The sequence below is a fragment of the Devosia sp. CN2-171 genome (assembly GCF_049354815.1).
Classification (GTDB): Bacteria; Pseudomonadota; Alphaproteobacteria; order Rhizobiales; family Devosiaceae; genus Devosia_A.
Genome location: NZ_CP186479.1, coordinates 3028810 through 3044078, shown reverse-complemented (window position 1 = coordinate 3044078; position 15269 = coordinate 3028810). Strand labels below are relative to the sequence as shown.

The window sequence follows — 15269 nt, the reverse complement described above, 5'->3', positions numbered from 1 at the left end:
GCGGGTGCAGCTCTCATGGCGCCTACCCGACGTTTCACGTGAATCACTTGCCGATGCAAAAGGCGCTGAACAGACGGTCGAGCACCGACTCCGCATCCATGCGGCCAAGCAGTCGCTCGAGCGCATAGGACGCGGCCCGCAACTCCTCAGCAGCCAGTTCTGGATTGTCCAACTGTTCCGAAACTCGCGCCAGCGCCATGACAGCCCCCAGCAGGGCCTCGCGATCCCGCTCGTGGCTCACCAGCAGCTCCGAGGCCTGAACGGAGCCAGCTCCTGATACTTCGTAGAGCTTGTCCAGCAGTGCCTCTATGCCTTCCCCGGTTGTGACGGAAACGGACAGGTGCGCACCTTCTACCAACCCGATATCGGCCTTCGTGCCGACAATCATGATCGGCGGGCGTCGCCAGGGCTCTGTGTCGAACTCGGGAAAAATCGGTGGGAGGACCGCCGCGATATCCGGGGCCTGTAGCCAAAGCACCTGATCTGCTCCGATCATCGCCTGCTTCGCCCGTTCGACACCGATCGCTTCGGCTTTCGAACTCGTATCCCTCAGGCCGGCGCTATCGATCAGGATGATGAGTTGGCCGTGGACGTCGAGCGGTGCTTCCTTGAGGTCGCGCGTGGTGCCCGGCTCATCGGAGACGATGGCCACCTCTGAACGAGACAGGGCATTAAGCAGGCTCGACTTGCCGGCGTTCGGCGGACCCGCGAGCACAACACGAAAGCCGCTCCGCAGGATTCGGCCCTGGCCGCGCGTCGCCAGCACGTCGCCAATATCGTCATTCAGCGCCTCAACCTCGGCGGCAAAAGTATCGGGAAGCGCACCGACGTCGCCTTCGTCAGAGAAATCGAGCTGTGCTTCGATCTCGGCACGGAGATCCAGCAGGCGCTCGCGCCAGCCTTCGACCTGCCGGGTCAGCCCACCCTCCATGCGCGAATAGGCCAGGGCGCGCTGATTCTCGGTTTCGGCCTCGATCAGATCCCCGAGGCCCTGGGCTTCGACGAGATCGAGCTTGCCGTTCTCGAAAGCGCGGCGGGTGAATTCCCCGGCTTCGGCCAGCCTGATGCCAGATTGTGAGCTGAGCCGGCGAAGGATTACGCGGACGACGGCCGGCGAGCCGTGCACCTGGAGTTCGGCGCAATCTTCGCCGGTGAAGCTGTTGGGGCCGGGCATCCAGGCGATGAGGCCTCGATCGAGAGTTTCGCCGTCGAGGCGGATGTCGGCAAGGGTCAGGCGTCGGGGTTCGGGGAGGGCGCCGAGCATCTCGATTAGAACCCGACCGGCTGCCGGGCCCGAGAACCGGATGATGGCGACGCCCGAGGGAACGGAGCCTGAGGACAGGGCGACGATGGTGTCATCGCTACGCATGTGCAGCTTCTTCAGGCATCAGGGCCAAGGCCCACGCTGTGCGCGCTGCACGATGGATGATCCCCACTTTCGCGGGGATGACGACGATGAGGGTGAGAAGCCAGGTGGAGGTCACGCCGGCTTCAACCGTTAGGTATTCATCGAGTCGAAGAAATCGGAGTTCGTCTTGGTCTGACGGATCTTGTCCATCAGGAACTCCATCGCGTCGACCGTGCCCATCGGGTTGAGGATACGGCGGAGGACGTACATCTTGCGCAGAATATCCGGTTCGACCAGCAGCTCTTCCTTGCGGGTGCCGGACTTGGTGACGTCCATCGCCGGGAAGATGCGCTTGTCCGAGACCTTGCGATCAAGGATGATTTCGGAGTTACCGGTACCCTTGAACTCTTCGAAGATCACTTCGTCCATGCGGCTGCCGGTATCGATCAGCGCCGTGGCGATGATGGTGAGCGAGCCGCCATCTTCGATGTTGCGGGCGGCGCCGAAGAAGCGCTTGGGACGCTGCAGAGCGTTGGCGTCGACACCGCCGGTCAGCACCTTGCCGGACGACGGCACCACGGTGTTGTAGGCGCGGCCGAGGCGGGTGATCGAGTCGAGCAGGATGACCACGTCGCGCTTGTGCTCGACGAGGCGTTTTGCCTTCTCGATCACCATTTCGGCGACCTGGACGTGGCGCGAGGCCGGCTCATCGAAGGTCGAGGAGATGACCTCGCCCTTCACCGAACGCTGCATGTCGGTGACTTCCTCGGGGCGCTCATCGATGAGCAGCACGATGAGGTAGCACTCGGGGTGATTGATGGCGATCGACTGTGCGATATTCTGCAACAGTACGGTCTTACCGGTACGCGGTGGCGCAACGATCAGGGCACGCTGGCCTTTGCCGAGCGGCGCCACCAGATCCATGATCCTGGCGCTCTTGTCCTTGTTGGTCGGGTCCGGCAGCTCGAGGCGCAGGCGCTCATCGGGATAGAGTGGCGTCAGGTTGTCGAAGTTGATCTTGTGGCGGACCTTTTCGGGGTCCTCGAAGTTGATGGTGTTGACCTTGAGCAGCGCAAAATAGCGCTCGCCTTCCTTGGGAGAGCGAATCTGGCCCTCGACCGTGTCGCCGGTCCTCAGCGAGAAGCGGCGGATCTGGCTCGGGGAGACGTAGATGTCGTCCGGGCCCGGCAGGTAGTTCGCATCAGGCGAGCGGAGGAAGCCGAAGCCGTCCGGCAGAACCTCAACCACGCCTTCGCCGGTGATATCGACTTCGCGTGCCGCCAGCTCCTTGAGGATGGCGAACATCAGTTCCTGCTTGCGCAGCGTCGAGGCACTCTCGACGTCATAGGTCTCGGCGAACTCGAGCAGTTCGGCAGGCGTCTTGGCCTTCAGCTCGCTGAGCTTGATACTTTCCATTGCGCGTAAGGACCCTTGGGGACGAAGTGGCGGGAGATATCGAAGGGGAGGTGGGTGGCCCGGAAAGCGCCGGGGAGGCGCCCAACAATCAGGCTGGCACTCAGATAGCCAAAAGCGCTGTTACATTCAAGTGCCGAACGGATTCACGTGAAACGGACTGGCAACGGCCACCGACCTAGAACGGCTTCACCACCACCGAGATGACGATGACGATGGCGATGACGAAGGGGATTTCGTTGATCGCCCGGAAGAATTTTGACGAGCGCGTGTTCCGGTCGTGGGCGAAATCGCGGAGTATCCGGCCGTAATAGCCGTGAATGCCACTGAGGATCAGCACCATCAGCGCCTTGAGCCACATCCAGCCCTGACTGAAATCGACCAGGCCGAAGCCGAAGGCAAGCCACAGGCCAAAGATCCAGGCGGCGATCATCGCCGGCGTGGTGATGCCGCGATAAAGGCGGCGCTCCATCACCTTGAACGTCTCGGACTGCACGCCACCCTTCTCGGCATCGGCGTGATAGACGAAGAGCCGCGGCAGATAGAGCATCCCCGCCATCCAGGCGATGACGCTCAGGATATGCAGCGCCTTGACCCATTCCATCTCAAAAAGCTCCACGCGCCACTTCGATCAGGCGCTCGACATGTGCGATCGGCGTTTCCGGCACGATGCCGTGGCCGAGGTTGAAGATGTGCGGCCGGTCACGGAAGCCGGCAACGATCTGCCGGATGCGATCGTCCATCTGTTCGCCGCCCGCCAATAGCCGCAGCGGATCGAGATTGCCCTGGACGCCGAGACCGGCTGGCAGGTTTTGCGCGAAGGCGAGGGGCGTGCCGTAATCGAGGCCGAGGAGGTTAACTTTGGTCCGCGCGGCATAGGCCGGCAGGTTCCCGGCTGCACCGCGCGGAAAACCGATGACCGGCGCATCGGGGATTTCCCGGCGCAGGCCCTCGACGATCCGCCGGTTCGGTTCGATCACCCATCTGTCGAAAGCGACTTCGTCAAGGTTCATCGCCCAGCTCTCGAACAGCTGCACCACATCGGCGCCGGCGCGGAACTGGGCCGCCAGGTATTCGACGCTCGTATCGACGAGGATGTCGATGAGCCGGGCAAAGGCGACCGGCTGGGTCAGCGCAAAGACACGCGCCGCAGCCTGGTCGGAGGAGCCGCGACCGCCGATCATGTAGGTGGCAACGGTCCAGGGGGAGCCGCAGAAGCCGATCAGGGTCTTGTCTGGACTGAGACCAGCACGTACCCGGCGAACAGTCTCGATGATCGGGTTCAGCTTCTCCAGAGCCGTTTCGGGATCGAGCCGATCGAGCGTCATGGCGGTGATGGGCTCGAGCTGTGGTCCTTCGCCCACTTCGAAGCGCACGGTCTGGCCGAGCGCATCGGGAATGACGAGAATATCGGAAAAGAGGATCGCCGCATCGAGATCGAAGCGCCGCAGCGGCTGGAGCGTTACTTCGGCAGCCAGTTCCGGGGTGTAGCAAAGATCGAGGAAGCTGCCGGCCCTGGCGCGCAGCTCGCGGTACTCCGGCAGGTAGCGTCCGGCTTGCCGCATGATCCAGATGGGGAGCCGGTCCTGGCGTTTGCCACGAACCGTCTCGAGAAGGGGTTTTAGCACCGGGTTCACGGCTGCCGTCCCTTCCAACCAAAAGAATCTAGATTCTTCATTTGTATTATCATGGCGGTGTTTTGCAGGAATTCACCCTTCTCCACAACGCGGATCGCGGCGACAGAAGCGCGCGGCAGGGTGGCTCGCGATGCCTGTGCAAACTGCGCCGGTGGAGCCCGTGGACAGGAGCGGGAGTCACCGGGATTAACGGGGCGTTAACCATGCCATAGTGGTTGAGAAAGTCTTAACGAGTGTGTGGACGACGGCTCGGCATACGCAATGGGTTTTCCCCGGAACTCACCTTAACGGTCTGTTAACGATCTGCACGCCGCCGCCTGTTGATGGATTTCGTCCGAGCGGGGACAAGTTGGGATGACGCCGTGCCGGGTTGGTTATCCACCGAGGGCCAACTTGAGCCAGCAAGCACAATGTGGAAAACCCCGGGCATGCTGATCCTTGCTTCAAAGAGTGCCGCGCGAAACGCCCTGTTGGCGGGGGTCGGGCTCCGATTCGAGGCGAGTCCAGCGGAAATCGACGAACGGGCAGTGGAAGCCGAAGTGCTGGGGAAAGGTGGCGATGCGGTCGCCGTCGCCCGTCGGCTGGCTGAGGCGAAGGCGTTGACGGTTTCGGCGACTCGGCCGGAGGGAGTGGTGATCGGGGCGGATCAGGTGCTGGCTGAGGCGGACGGCCCCCGCCCGGAATTGGCGGCCAGTATCCTGCACAAACCGGTCGATCTGAGAGAAGCGGCCCGACAGCTCGATCGTCTTCGTGGCCGGACACATCACCTGCATTCCGGCGTCGCACTGGCTCGAAACGGCACGGTATTGTGGTCGGTAGTCGAGACAGCAAGGTTGACCATGCGGGACTTCTCGCCGTCCGAACGGGACGAGATTCTGGCGCTGGAAGGTGAAGCGGTACTCGGATCGGTGGGCGGCTATCGGCTTGAAGGTCCGTCCATCCGCCTGTTCGAACGGGTCGAAGGCGACTATTTCACCATCCTTGGGCTGCCACTCTTGCCTTTGCTTGGTGCCTTGCGGCTCCATGCCCCCGACGTTTTCGGAAAATGATTCACGTGAAAAAAGCCTTCGTCATCGGCCATCCCATAAGGCACTCGCGCTCGCCGCTGATCCACGGCACCTGGCTGGCCGAGCACGCAATTGCCGGAAGTTATGACGCCATAGATGTGGCGCCGGACGATCTGGCCGGGTTCGTTGGGCGCGTACGGGCCGGCGAGTTTGTCGGCGGCAATGTGACCATTCCCCACAAGGAGGAGGTGTTCCGCCTCTGCGACAGCATCGACCCGCTGGCCGAAACGATCGGTGCGGTGAATACGCTGGTGCGTGAAGAAGGCGGCCGCATCCGCGGCTTCAACACCGACTACATGGGCTTTCTCGGCAATCTCGACCAGAACGCCCCAGGCTGGAGCGTACGGCTGGGTCGAGCCATCGTCCTCGGCGCCGGCGGCGCGGCCCGGGCCATCCTCGTCGCCCTGCGCGAACGGGGGTTCAAGGAAATCGTGCTGCTCAATCGCACGCCCGAAAAGGCCGAGGCACTGGCGCGGGAGATCGACGGCCCCTTCACGCCGGGCCGGCTTAGCGACTTCGCCTTCTATGCCGGTGGCGCCGACCTCCTGGTCAATACCACCTCGATCGGCATGCACGAGTCCCGCTTCGACGATCTCGACCTCGGCCTGCTGCCTGAGACGGCGCTGGTGACCGATATCGTCTACGTGCCTCTGATGACGCCGCTTCTCGCCGATGCACGAGCCGTCGGGGTTCGCACCGTCGACGGGCTTGGCATGCTGCTGCACCAGGCGGTTCCCGGCTTCGAGGCCTGGTTCGGGGTGCGGCCGGAGGTGACGGCGGAGCTGCGCCAGAAGGTGGAGGCGACGCTGTGACCACCAAGCTCGGCCTTACCGGCTCGATCGCGACCGGCAAATCGACGGTGCTGAAGGCCTTTGCCGAGCTGGGCGTGCCGACCTTTTCGTCCGACGACTATGTGCACGAGCTTTATCGCGGAGCGGCCGTCGAGCCGGTCGAGGCGGCGTTCCCAGGCGTGACGGTGGACGGCGCGATCGACCGACAGCGGCTTAGCGGACAGGTGGTCGGCCATCCCGAGCGGATCAAAGAGCTCGAGGCCATCGTTCATCCGCTGGTGCGGGCGGGGATCAAACAGTTCCTCGCCGACGCCGAGGCGGCCGGTGATGCGATCGCCGTGGTCGATATCCCGCTGCTGTTCGAGAACGGGGTCGATTGGGGCCTTGATGGCGTGATCGTCACGACCGTTGACGCGACTGAACAGCGGCGGCGGGCGCTGGCACGGCCGGGCATGACGGTGGATAAGCTGGAAGCGATCCTTGCTCGGCAGATGCCGCAGGCTGAAAAGATCAAGCGCGCCACCTACATATTCGACACTTCCGGCACCATCGAGGCGACGCGCGACGAGGTGCGCCGACTGGTGCAACGGCTCAGGACCAAAACCCGCACATGACTCGCGAAATCGTGCTCGATACCGAAACCACCGGCCTCTCGCACCAGAGCGGCGACCGGGTGGTCGAGATCGGCTGCGTCGAGCTGCTGAACCACATCCCGACCGGGCGCAATTTCCACGTCTACCTCAACCCTGAGCGCGACGTGCCCGACGAGGCGTTCCGCGTCCATGGGCTCTCGACCGAATTCCTGCGCGACAAGGCGCTCTTCGCCGCCGAAGCGGATAACTTCCTCGAGTTCATCGGGGACGCGACGCTGGTCATCCACAATGCCGATTTCGATATCGGTTTTCTGAATTTCGAGCTCGAGCGGCTGCGGAAGCCCCGGCTTTCCAACCAGGTGATCGATACCGTGATGGTGGCGCGCCAGCGCCACCCCGGCGCGCGCGTCAGCCTCGATGCACTCTGCAAGCACTATGGCATCGATAATTCCAAGCGCACGCTGCACGGCGCGCTGCTCGACAGCGAGATCCTCGCCGACGTTTACCTCGAACTGATCGGTGGGCGACAGGTGGCGCTGTCGCTGGGCTCCGATACGCGCACAGAAGCCGGCGGTGGACCGATCGTCTTTGCACCGGCCCGGCGGCGGCCGCTACCGCTGGCACCGCGGCTCAGCGATGCCGAGCTCAAGGCGCATGCCGTGCTGGTCGGCACACTGGGCGCCGAGGCGATCTGGGTGAAGTACTCGGAAGTTTCGGTGGCGGCGGAGTAGGCCGCCTTATCCTCCCCTGCGGAGCGGGGGAGGATAAGCAAGGGCGGACCCTACCTCAGTTCGTCGCTGCCGGAGCCTGCTGGGCTTGCATGGCTTTGAGGTTCTGGAGGTACAGCGCGGTGAAATCGACCGGCTCCATCATCAGCGGCGGGAAGCCGCCGAGCTGGACGACGGTCGCCAGCACGTGCCGGGCGAACGGGAAGATCATGCGCGGGCATTCGACCATCAACAGGCCCGGCAGCTGCTGCTCGGTGACGTTCTTGAGCCGGAACACGCCGCCATAGACGAGCTCGACATTGAACAGCAGATTGGCGTCGCGCTCGGCCTTGGCCTTGATGTTGAGCTCGACCGCATAAAGGTCGTCGGCCTGCTTCTTGACGCCGACATTGATGCCGAGGTCGAATTTCGGATTGGCGCCGCCGAGCAGCACCGAGCCCGGCGCGCCGGGGCTCTCGAAGCTCAGGTCGCGGGTATACTGGCCCACGAGGCTGTAGCTGGGGGGCGTGGCGGCATTGGTCGGGGCATTGGCCGCGCCGGCCGGGGTCTGGTCAGCCATATCTTGATGGTCCTCGAGCGTTCAGTCGGCGGGCTGGCTAGCACTTTTGGCCCTGGGTCACAAGCGCGCGGCGGCTCAGCGCGGTCGCCACTCGTCCGAATCGAGCTCGATCGTGTCGTCCTCGACCCGGCGTGGCCCGAAGCCATAGGCCGAACTGGTCGTCGTCGCGACGACCCGGACCCGCGAGCGCAACCAGGCGTAGAGCGCCGTGCGGACGGGCGGAATGAGGAGGAGCAGCCCGAGCAGGTCGGTGAAATAGCCGGGCGTCACGAGCAGAATACCGGCGAGCCCGATCATCATTGCATCGGCGAGCGAACGCGCCGGCAACTCGCCGCGGCCCATCGTCGCCCGGATATCGTTGATGATCGAGATGCCCTGGAAGCGCAGCAGCAGCGAGCCGGCGACCGCCGTGACCAGCACGCCGAGGAGCGTCGGCCATAGTCCGATGGCGTTACCGATCAGGATGAAGCAGGCGATCTCGATCAGCGGGACGAGGAGAAATGCCAGAAACAACAAGCGGCCCAACGGCTAACCCTTTCGAAAGCGCTGCGTCACAAAGCCGTGCCGGTGGAAGTGAACTGGTTTCCGGCTGAGCCTTTCCCTATATATAGGTCAGATTGTCCGGCCGCCCATGGCCGCCACCCCGTTTCTTCGCCGCGAGACCTGTGCCCGATGGATGAATTCTTCGACATTCCCACGCTCATCGTGATCGGCCTCGCGATCGTGGTGCTCTATCGCCTGCGCCAGGTGCTCGGCACCCGCACCGGCAACGAGAGGACTCCGGCGCAGCGCCGCGAAGCCGCCGCTCCCAAGCCCGGCGAGGAGAACGTGGTGCAGATGCGGCCGCGTCCCGTTCCCGAGACCAATGAGGATGCCGAGCGTCACCAGCGCAAGCTCGAGGCTGAGATCACTCAGGTCGCGCATGGCGACGAACAAGTGGCGGGCGGGCTCAGGGCCATCGCCGAGGTCGATCCGACCTTCTCGCCCAAGAGTTTCCTCGAAGGCGCCAAGTCGGCCTACGAGATGATCGTCACCGCCTTTGCCTCGGGCGACCGGCAGACGCTGAAGAACCTCCTCGAAAAGGACGTCTATGACGGCTTCGAGCGCGTTATCAAGGAGCGCGAGGCGGCCGGCCGCACGGTCGACTTCACCTTTGTCGGCCTGCCCAAGATCGAGATCTCGGAAGCCGAGGGCGACAAGCGGCTCGCCAGCGTCACCATCCGCTTCCATGCCGAGGTGGTCTCGGCCACGCGCGACAAGGACGGCACGCTGATCGAGGGCAATGCCGACCAGGTCACCAACATCGCCGACGAATGGACCTTTGCGCGTTCCCCCAAGTCGCGCGACCCCAACTGGAAGCTCGTCGCCACCAGCCAGCTCGAATAGGCCGGACGGGCGGGGGCGACATGCCATGGCCAAGCGCCGGTCGGACGGGAAGGGCCAGCTCCCCGACTGGCACCTTTGGCTCGAGGTGCGCCAGACCGTTTCGCCACTTCGCCCCCAGCGCCCGATCGTGAACCTCGACTCCGAACCCCTGCCGCTGCCTGTGGCCCCGCCGGCTCCGCGTCCGAAACCCCATCGGCTCGTGCCTGTTATGCCGCCATATCAATCCGATGGCCGGCCGGGAAAGAAGCCGCGGGCCGGAATCGAACCCAACCTCAAGCAGCGCCTGCAGCGCGGCCGCGAAGAGATCGACGGCACCATCGACCTGCACGGCATGCGCCAGGTCGAGGCCCACGCGGCTCTGACCCGTTTCATTCATGCCCGCTCGGCGCGTGGCGACCGGACCTTGCTGGTGATCACCGGCAAGGGGCTGAAAAAGCTCGGCGACGATGCGGCGGTGATCGTCGAGCGCGGCGTGTTGCGCGCCATGCTGCCGATCTGGCTGTCGGAGCCCAATCTCGCCCCGCTCGTCGCCGGCTGGGATACGGCGGCGCAGGGGCATGGCGGCGACGGTGCCTTCTATGTCCGCCTGCGCCGGGAGCGCGATTATCGATGACCCCGTTGGGAGAAAAACTGCGGGCTATGCGCGACGAGCGCGGCGTGACGCTCAAGGAGATGGCGGCGGCGCTTGACGTATCGAGTGCCTATCTCAGCGCGCTCGAGCACGGCCGGCGCGGCAAGCCGACCTTTACGCTGCTGCAAAAGATCATCGCCTATTTCAACGTCATCTGGGACGATGCAGAGGAGCTGCAGCGCCTTGCCGAGATGAGCGATCCCAAGATCACCATCGATACCGCCGGCATGCCTGCCCAGGCGACCGAGCTCGCCAACCGCCTCGCCCGCGACATCGGCCGCCTCGCGCCTGAGGATCTCACCTGGCTGAGCAACGAGCTGATTCGTCGGCGCCGTTAACGAATCATTGCTGATAGTTGGCTAGCGTCTCTCGTGTGATCGGGGGACAGGCCGAACGCCAACGTTGTCGAACGGACCTGAAGCGCCCAAAATTCGTCTGCTGAGTCGGCATTTGGGGAGCGGCTATGCGCAGGATCATTTCGGCATCCATACTCGGCCTGCTCGCGGCGCCGGCGCCGCTGCTCGCCGCCGAGGCGGGCCTCGGTGTCTACAAGCTGGGCAGCACGGCGTTCAATGCCGGCGTCACGCCGCCGGCCAAGACCTATGTGACGCCCTTCATCGGCTACTATAGCGGCGTCACCCAGAGCGGGGCCATGTTTGGCGGCCTGCCGGTCGATCCCGGCGCCGAACTCGACTTCTTCGAGACCGGCGTCAACCTGCTCTATGTGCCGGATATGCCGATCCTGGGCGGTACGCTCGGTCTCGGCGCCACGATCGGGGTGGCGCACACCGATTTCGCCGGGTCGGTCTACAACGGCATGATTAGTGCCCAGACCGACGGCTGGGGCGCCATGGACACCTGGATCAAGGCGCAACTGGGCTGGCAGGAAGGCACCTTCTTCCACACCGCCTATGTCTCGGCCGTGCTCCCGACCGGCACCTACGACGTCGGTTTCTTCCCCAGCACCGGCCTCAACCGTCCGGCAATCGATGCCGGCTGGGGCTTCACCTGGATCGAGCCGCAGACCCTGATCCAGGTGAACGGCCAACTCGGCTTCACCTATAGTTTCGAGAATACCGCGACCGACTACCAGACCGGCACCGAGATGCATTTCGAGTGGGCGGTGGGCAAGGACTTCGGCAATGGCTTCACGGCCGGCATCGTCGGTTACGACTATCGCCAGCTGACCGGGGACTCCGGCGCGGGCGCCCTCTATGGCGATCTCAAGGGCAGCGTCGACGCCGTCGGCGTGGGTGCCAGCTACCTGACCCCGATGGGCCAGTTCAGCTTCCGGCACTACCGCGAGTTCAACGCGGTCAATCGTTTCGAGGGCAGCACGACGCTGGCAACGTGGAGTCTAGCCTTCTGAGCCTCCAGTGGACAGGTCCGGGCAACGGGCCTAAGCGGAGACCCGCTTAAGCTGATTGCCTCGGACGAATTTGATGCTGCGCCGCTTCTTTTCCTACTACGCCCCCTACAAGCATCTGTTCTTCCTCGATTTCGGCTGCGCCGTGATCGCGGGCCTCCTCGAACTCGCCTTCCCGCTTGCAGTGCAGATGTTCGTCGACCGGCTGCTGCCCGGGCAGAACTGGGTGCTGATCGCCATGGCGGCCGCGGCGCTGCTCGGCATCTATGTGCTCAACACCGGGCTGCAGGCCATCGTCAATTACTGGGGCCATGCGCTCGGCATCTCGATCGAGACCGAGATGCGCCGGCAGGCTTTCGACCACATCCAGAAGCTGAGCTTCCGCTATTTCGACAACAACAAGTCGGGCCAGCTGATCACCCACGTCACCAAGGACCTCGAGGAAGTGGGCGAGGTCGCCCATCACGGTCCTGAGGACCTGTTCATCGCCATCATGACCTTCATCGGCGCGTTCCTGCTGATGTTCATGGTGCATCGGCAGCTGGCGCTGCTGACCACGGTGATCGTGCCGTTCATGACCTGGCTGGTGTCGCGCTACGGCGCCAAGATGACGCTCAACTGGCAGAGCCTCTTCCGTCGGGTCGGCGACTTCAACGTGCGCGTGCAGGAGAGCGTGGGCGGCATCCGCGTGGTCAAGGCTTTCGCCAACGAGGATTACGAGCGCGGCCTCTTCGCCGAGAACAACGCGAACTACAAGGCGACCAAGCTCAACGCCTATGCCTACATGACCGCCTCGATCGCGCTGAGCTACCTGTCGACGCGCCTCGTGCAGCTGATCGTCATGGTCGCCGGCACCTGGTTCGTCATCCGGGGCGAACTCAGCTATGGCGGCTTCGTCGGCTTCCTGCTGCTGGTCAACGTCTTCTTTCGCCCGATCGACAAGATCACCTCGGTGCTGGAGAGCTATCCCAAGGGCATCGCCGGCTTCCGCCGCTTCACAACGCTGATCGACACCGAGCCCGACATCGCCGACCGTCCCGGCGCCAAGGTCGTGTCGGGGCTGAAGGGCGACATCGAGTACAAGGACGTGAGCTTTGCCTATTCCGAGCACGGCAAGGTGCTCGACGGGTTGAACCTCACCATCAAGGCCGGCGAGACCATTGCCTTCGTCGGCCCCTCCGGCGCCGGCAAGACGACGATCTGCTCGCTGCTGCCGCGCTTCTACGATGTCACCGGTGGCGCGATCACCATCGACGGCACCGATATCCGCGACATGACCCAGGCCTCGCTGCGGAGCCAGATCGGCATCGTGCAGCAGGATGTGTTCCTGTTTGGCTCGACCATTCGCGAGAACGTCGCCTATGGCCGGCTCGGCGCCAGTGACGACGAGATCTGGGACGCGTTGCGCCGCGCCGCGCTCGACGAGTTCGTCGCCGCGCTGCCAGATGGGCTCGATACGCTAGCCGGCGAACGTGGGGTAAGGCTCTCGGGCGGCCAGAAGCAGCGCCTCGCCATCGGGCGGATATTCCTCAAGAACCCGCCGATCCTGATCCTCGACGAAGCCACCTCGGCGCTGGACACGGCCACCGAACATGCCATCCAGCAGGCACTGAGCGCTCTCAGCGAGGGGCGGACGACGCTGGTCGTGGCGCATCGGCTGGCGACGATCCGCAACGCCGACCGCATCGTCGTAGTGGGAACCGAGGGCATCGTCGAAGAGGGTACCCACGACCAGTTGCTGAAGCAGGGCGGCGCCTATGCGCGGCTGCACGGCGCACAGTTCGGGCACGTCAACGCCAGCTGAGCGTACCGGCAAGTACTTGTCCATCACTGTTGCTGCAAGGCAACAGTGATTTGCCGTACCCAAAAGTACTGCAAAGTAATCGCTTGCAGATGCGCGAACAAAGGCCTAGACGCCCGCTCCCGGCGACTTGCCGGTGATTGGCAAAGGGTCGAGCTCGTGAGCTCTCGCCTGGCGCGGATGGCGTTGCCTCCCCGTGTACCGCCCGTCACAGGAAACCGGGATTGCGCACCTAGCTCAGTGGCAGAGCGCCGGAGATGATCCGGAGGTCGCGGGTTCGATCCCTGCTGTGTGCTCCATGGATGTAGCTCATTGGGTAAGAGCATCAGATTTGTAATCTGACTGTAGAGGGTTCGAATCCCTCCATCACGGCCCTGTAAACGGCCGCCAGCTTCAGGTGCTGGTTATTGAGACTTAGGGTTTCGGGGCCGGTCCTGTGGGACCGGTCGCGGCAGCGAGGCGGCTTCGGCCTCCGAACTGCCAAAGCCGGAACCGCCCTCCGGGGGCCGCCAGGCTCCGGCTGAAGGATGAACGTGGTTCTGGCCCGGTCCGCGCACGCGTTTGCGCCATGGCTTCGCCATTCCATCGCCATCCCGCTCGCCGTGGTCCGCGACTCCGGTCGGTCGGCCGCCCCGAAGCTTGATCTGCAGAATTCGACCGGTCCCGCATGGTGCGGGCTGGCGAACCACCGGGCCAATCGGCCCAAACGAGTGAAGGACGAGCTCAGGGCATGACCTAGAGGCTTGAGACGCAGGAGGTACGACCATGGTGATCGAAATTCTGGATCGCGTGCGCGGTGTGCAGCGCGTGATAGTCAAGGAAAACCAGCGCGCGATCGCGCTGTACAAGGGCAAGTTCCGTGGGGTCCTCACCCCGGGCGAGCACGTGCTGCGGGCTGACCGCGGCCGGCTCGAGATCGAATGGCACGATCTCGCGCGTCCGGAGTTCGTCTCGATCTTCGACAAGGCGCTGTTCCGCGACCAGGCTTCGGTGGTGGCGCAGCACCTGACCGAGATTCGCGCCGGTGCCGACGAGGTGGTTGTCGTCTCGCGCGACAAGCGCCTCCATGCGGTGCTGAAGCCGGAGGAACGAGCAGTCTTCTGGACCGAAGCCGGTCCGTGGACTACCGAGCACCTTGCGGTCGACGGTGACCTGGCGGTGCCGGACAAGGTGCAGAAGCGCCTCAGCGGTCTCGCCAAGCTCGCCCTCGTCACCTCCGTCGACGTCGCCGAAGGCCATGTCGGCCTGATGTTCGTCGACGGCAAGTTCGTCCGCGAGCTCGAGGCGGGCGCGCACATGTTCTGGGCAGTGACGAAGAAGGTGGCGGTGAAGGTCATCGACCTCCGCCGGCAGTCGCTCGATGTGACCGGCCAGGAGATCCTGACGCGTGACCGTGTCACGCTGCGGGTGAACCTCGGCGCCGACTACCAGGTGATCGACGCGATCAAGGCCGCGACCACGGTCAAGGATTTCGCCGATGCGCTCTACCGTGCCCTGCAGTTTGCGTTCCGCAAGTCGCTCGGTACCAAGAGCCTCGACGAAATCCTCGCCGACAAGGTAACGGCCGAGGCCGAGGCGATTGCCGAGGTCCGGACGCAGATGGCCGCGATCGGTGTCTCGGTCGGTGAGATCGCCATCAAGGACGTGATCCTGCCCGGTGAGATGCGCGACATCCTCAACAAGGTTGTCGCGGCCGAGAAGGAGGCCGAGGCCAACGTCATCCGTCGCCGCGAGGAGACGAACGCGACCCGTTCGCTGCTCAACACGGCGCGCGTAATGGCGGAGAACCCGGTGATGCTGCGGCTCAAGGAGCTCGAAGCCCTGAGCGATATCGCCGGCAAGGTCGAGCGCCTGACCATCCACAATGGTACGGCGGGCCTGATGAACGATCTGGTCAAGCTCCGCGAGGAGTAACCACTCAAGCCGCCGGGGGGAGCGATCTCCCGGCG

At 64.1% G+C, this 15269-nt stretch carries 16 protein-coding genes and 2 tRNA genes; 12 read left to right on the top strand and 6 right to left on the bottom strand.

Going from position 1 to position 15269, the window contains the following annotated elements:
- Nucleotides 1-43: 43 nt before the first annotated feature.
- The 4 genes from mnmE to hemE form a co-directional block, all read right to left on the bottom strand.
- Nucleotides 44-1369 (bottom strand): tRNA uridine-5-carboxymethylaminomethyl(34) synthesis GTPase MnmE, encoded by a 1326-nt coding sequence (gene mnmE, locus ACOYW5_RS15100; protein ID WP_423065712.1) that lies wholly within the window; start codon nt 1367-1369, stop codon nt 44-46.
- Between the two features lie 129 nt (nt 1370-1498).
- Nucleotides 1499-2764: a transcription termination factor Rho gene (rho, locus tag ACOYW5_RS15095; protein ID WP_423065711.1), complete on the bottom strand. Its 1266-nt coding sequence runs from the start codon at nt 2762-2764 to the stop codon at nt 1499-1501.
- A gap of 175 nt (nt 2765-2939) precedes the next feature.
- A complete protein-coding gene (hemJ, locus tag ACOYW5_RS15090; protein ID WP_423065710.1) occupies nt 2940-3365 on the bottom strand; it encodes a protoporphyrinogen oxidase HemJ in 426 nt (141 codons plus the stop codon).
- A gap of 1 nt (nt 3366) precedes the next feature.
- Nucleotides 3367-4398 carry a uroporphyrinogen decarboxylase gene (hemE, locus tag ACOYW5_RS15085; RefSeq protein ID WP_423065709.1) on the bottom strand — a complete coding sequence of 344 codons (1032 nt, stop codon included), beginning with the start codon at nt 4396-4398 and terminating at the stop codon, nt 3367-3369.
- A gap of 428 nt (nt 4399-4826) precedes the next feature.
- On the opposite strand from hemE, the gene ACOYW5_RS15080 reads away from it, so the two are divergent.
- Genes ACOYW5_RS15080 through dnaQ form a run of 4 tightly spaced genes read left to right on the top strand, consistent with a single transcriptional unit; the run spans nt 4827 to nt 7580 of the window.
- Complete coding sequence (locus ACOYW5_RS15080) at nt 4827-5447, top strand: Maf family protein (protein WP_423065708.1); 621 nt, start codon at nt 4827-4829, stop codon at nt 5445-5447.
- Nucleotides 5444-6277 carry a shikimate dehydrogenase gene (locus ACOYW5_RS15075; RefSeq protein WP_423065707.1) on the top strand — a complete coding sequence of 278 codons (834 nt, stop codon included), beginning with the start codon at nt 5444-5446 and terminating at the stop codon, nt 6275-6277. Before ACOYW5_RS15080 ends, ACOYW5_RS15075 begins: the two co-directional genes overlap by 4 nt.
- Nucleotides 6274-6870, top strand: coding sequence for a dephospho-CoA kinase (gene coaE, locus ACOYW5_RS15070; protein ID WP_423065706.1), 597 nt, complete (start codon nt 6274-6276; stop codon nt 6868-6870). Before ACOYW5_RS15075 ends, coaE begins: the two co-directional genes overlap by 4 nt.
- Entirely contained in the window at nt 6867-7580 is a 714-nt protein-coding gene (gene dnaQ / locus ACOYW5_RS15065; protein WP_423065705.1) for a DNA polymerase III subunit epsilon, read from the top strand. Before coaE ends, dnaQ begins: the two co-directional genes overlap by 4 nt.
- Nucleotides 7581-7635: 55 nt before the next feature.
- Here the strand turns inward: dnaQ and secB are convergent, their stop codons facing one another.
- Both secB and ACOYW5_RS15055 read right to left on the bottom strand, forming a co-directional pair.
- Complete coding sequence (secB, locus tag ACOYW5_RS15060; RefSeq protein WP_423065704.1) at nt 7636-8136, bottom strand: protein-export chaperone SecB; 501 nt, start codon at nt 8134-8136, stop codon at nt 7636-7638.
- A gap of 75 nt (nt 8137-8211) precedes the next feature.
- Nucleotides 8212-8649 (bottom strand): FxsA family protein, encoded by a 438-nt coding sequence (locus ACOYW5_RS15055; RefSeq protein WP_423065703.1) that lies wholly within the window; start codon nt 8647-8649, stop codon nt 8212-8214.
- Between the two features lie 159 nt (nt 8650-8808).
- Here ACOYW5_RS15055 and ACOYW5_RS15050 point away from each other — a divergent pair, with 159 nt between their 5' ends.
- The 8 genes from ACOYW5_RS15050 to ACOYW5_RS15015 all read left to right on the top strand — a co-directional run bounded on the left by ACOYW5_RS15050 (nt 8809) and on the right by ACOYW5_RS15015 (nt 15234).
- On the top strand, nt 8809-9522 hold the full coding sequence (locus ACOYW5_RS15050) for a Tim44/TimA family putative adaptor protein (RefSeq protein ID WP_423065702.1): 714 nt from the start codon (nt 8809-8811) through the stop codon (nt 9520-9522).
- Nucleotides 9523-9547: 25 nt separating this feature from the next.
- Entirely contained in the window at nt 9548-10135 is a 588-nt protein-coding gene (locus ACOYW5_RS15045; protein WP_423065701.1) for a Smr/MutS family protein, read from the top strand.
- Nucleotides 10132-10491: a helix-turn-helix domain-containing protein gene (locus tag ACOYW5_RS15040; RefSeq protein WP_423065700.1), complete on the top strand. Its 360-nt coding sequence runs from the start codon at nt 10132-10134 to the stop codon at nt 10489-10491. The genes ACOYW5_RS15045 and ACOYW5_RS15040 overlap by 4 nt, the downstream gene beginning before the upstream one ends.
- Before the next feature lie 125 nt (nt 10492-10616).
- Nucleotides 10617-11522: a SphA family protein gene (locus ACOYW5_RS15035; RefSeq protein WP_423065699.1), complete on the top strand. Its 906-nt coding sequence runs from the start codon at nt 10617-10619 to the stop codon at nt 11520-11522.
- A 73-nt stretch (nt 11523-11595) separates the two neighbouring features.
- Nucleotides 11596-13323 carry an ABC transporter ATP-binding protein gene (locus tag ACOYW5_RS15030; protein WP_423065698.1) on the top strand — a complete coding sequence of 576 codons (1728 nt, stop codon included), beginning with the start codon at nt 11596-11598 and terminating at the stop codon, nt 13321-13323.
- Between the two features lie 223 nt (nt 13324-13546).
- Nucleotides 13547-13619 (top strand) — tRNA-His (locus ACOYW5_RS15025).
- Nucleotides 13620-13621: 2 nt separating this feature from the next.
- Nucleotides 13622-13689: transfer RNA gene (locus tag ACOYW5_RS15020), tRNA-Thr, on the top strand.
- Between the two features lie 396 nt (nt 13690-14085).
- Nucleotides 14086-15234 carry a slipin family protein gene (locus ACOYW5_RS15015; RefSeq protein WP_423065697.1) on the top strand — a complete coding sequence of 383 codons (1149 nt, stop codon included), beginning with the start codon at nt 14086-14088 and terminating at the stop codon, nt 15232-15234.
- Nucleotides 15235-15269: the final 35 nt, after the last annotated feature.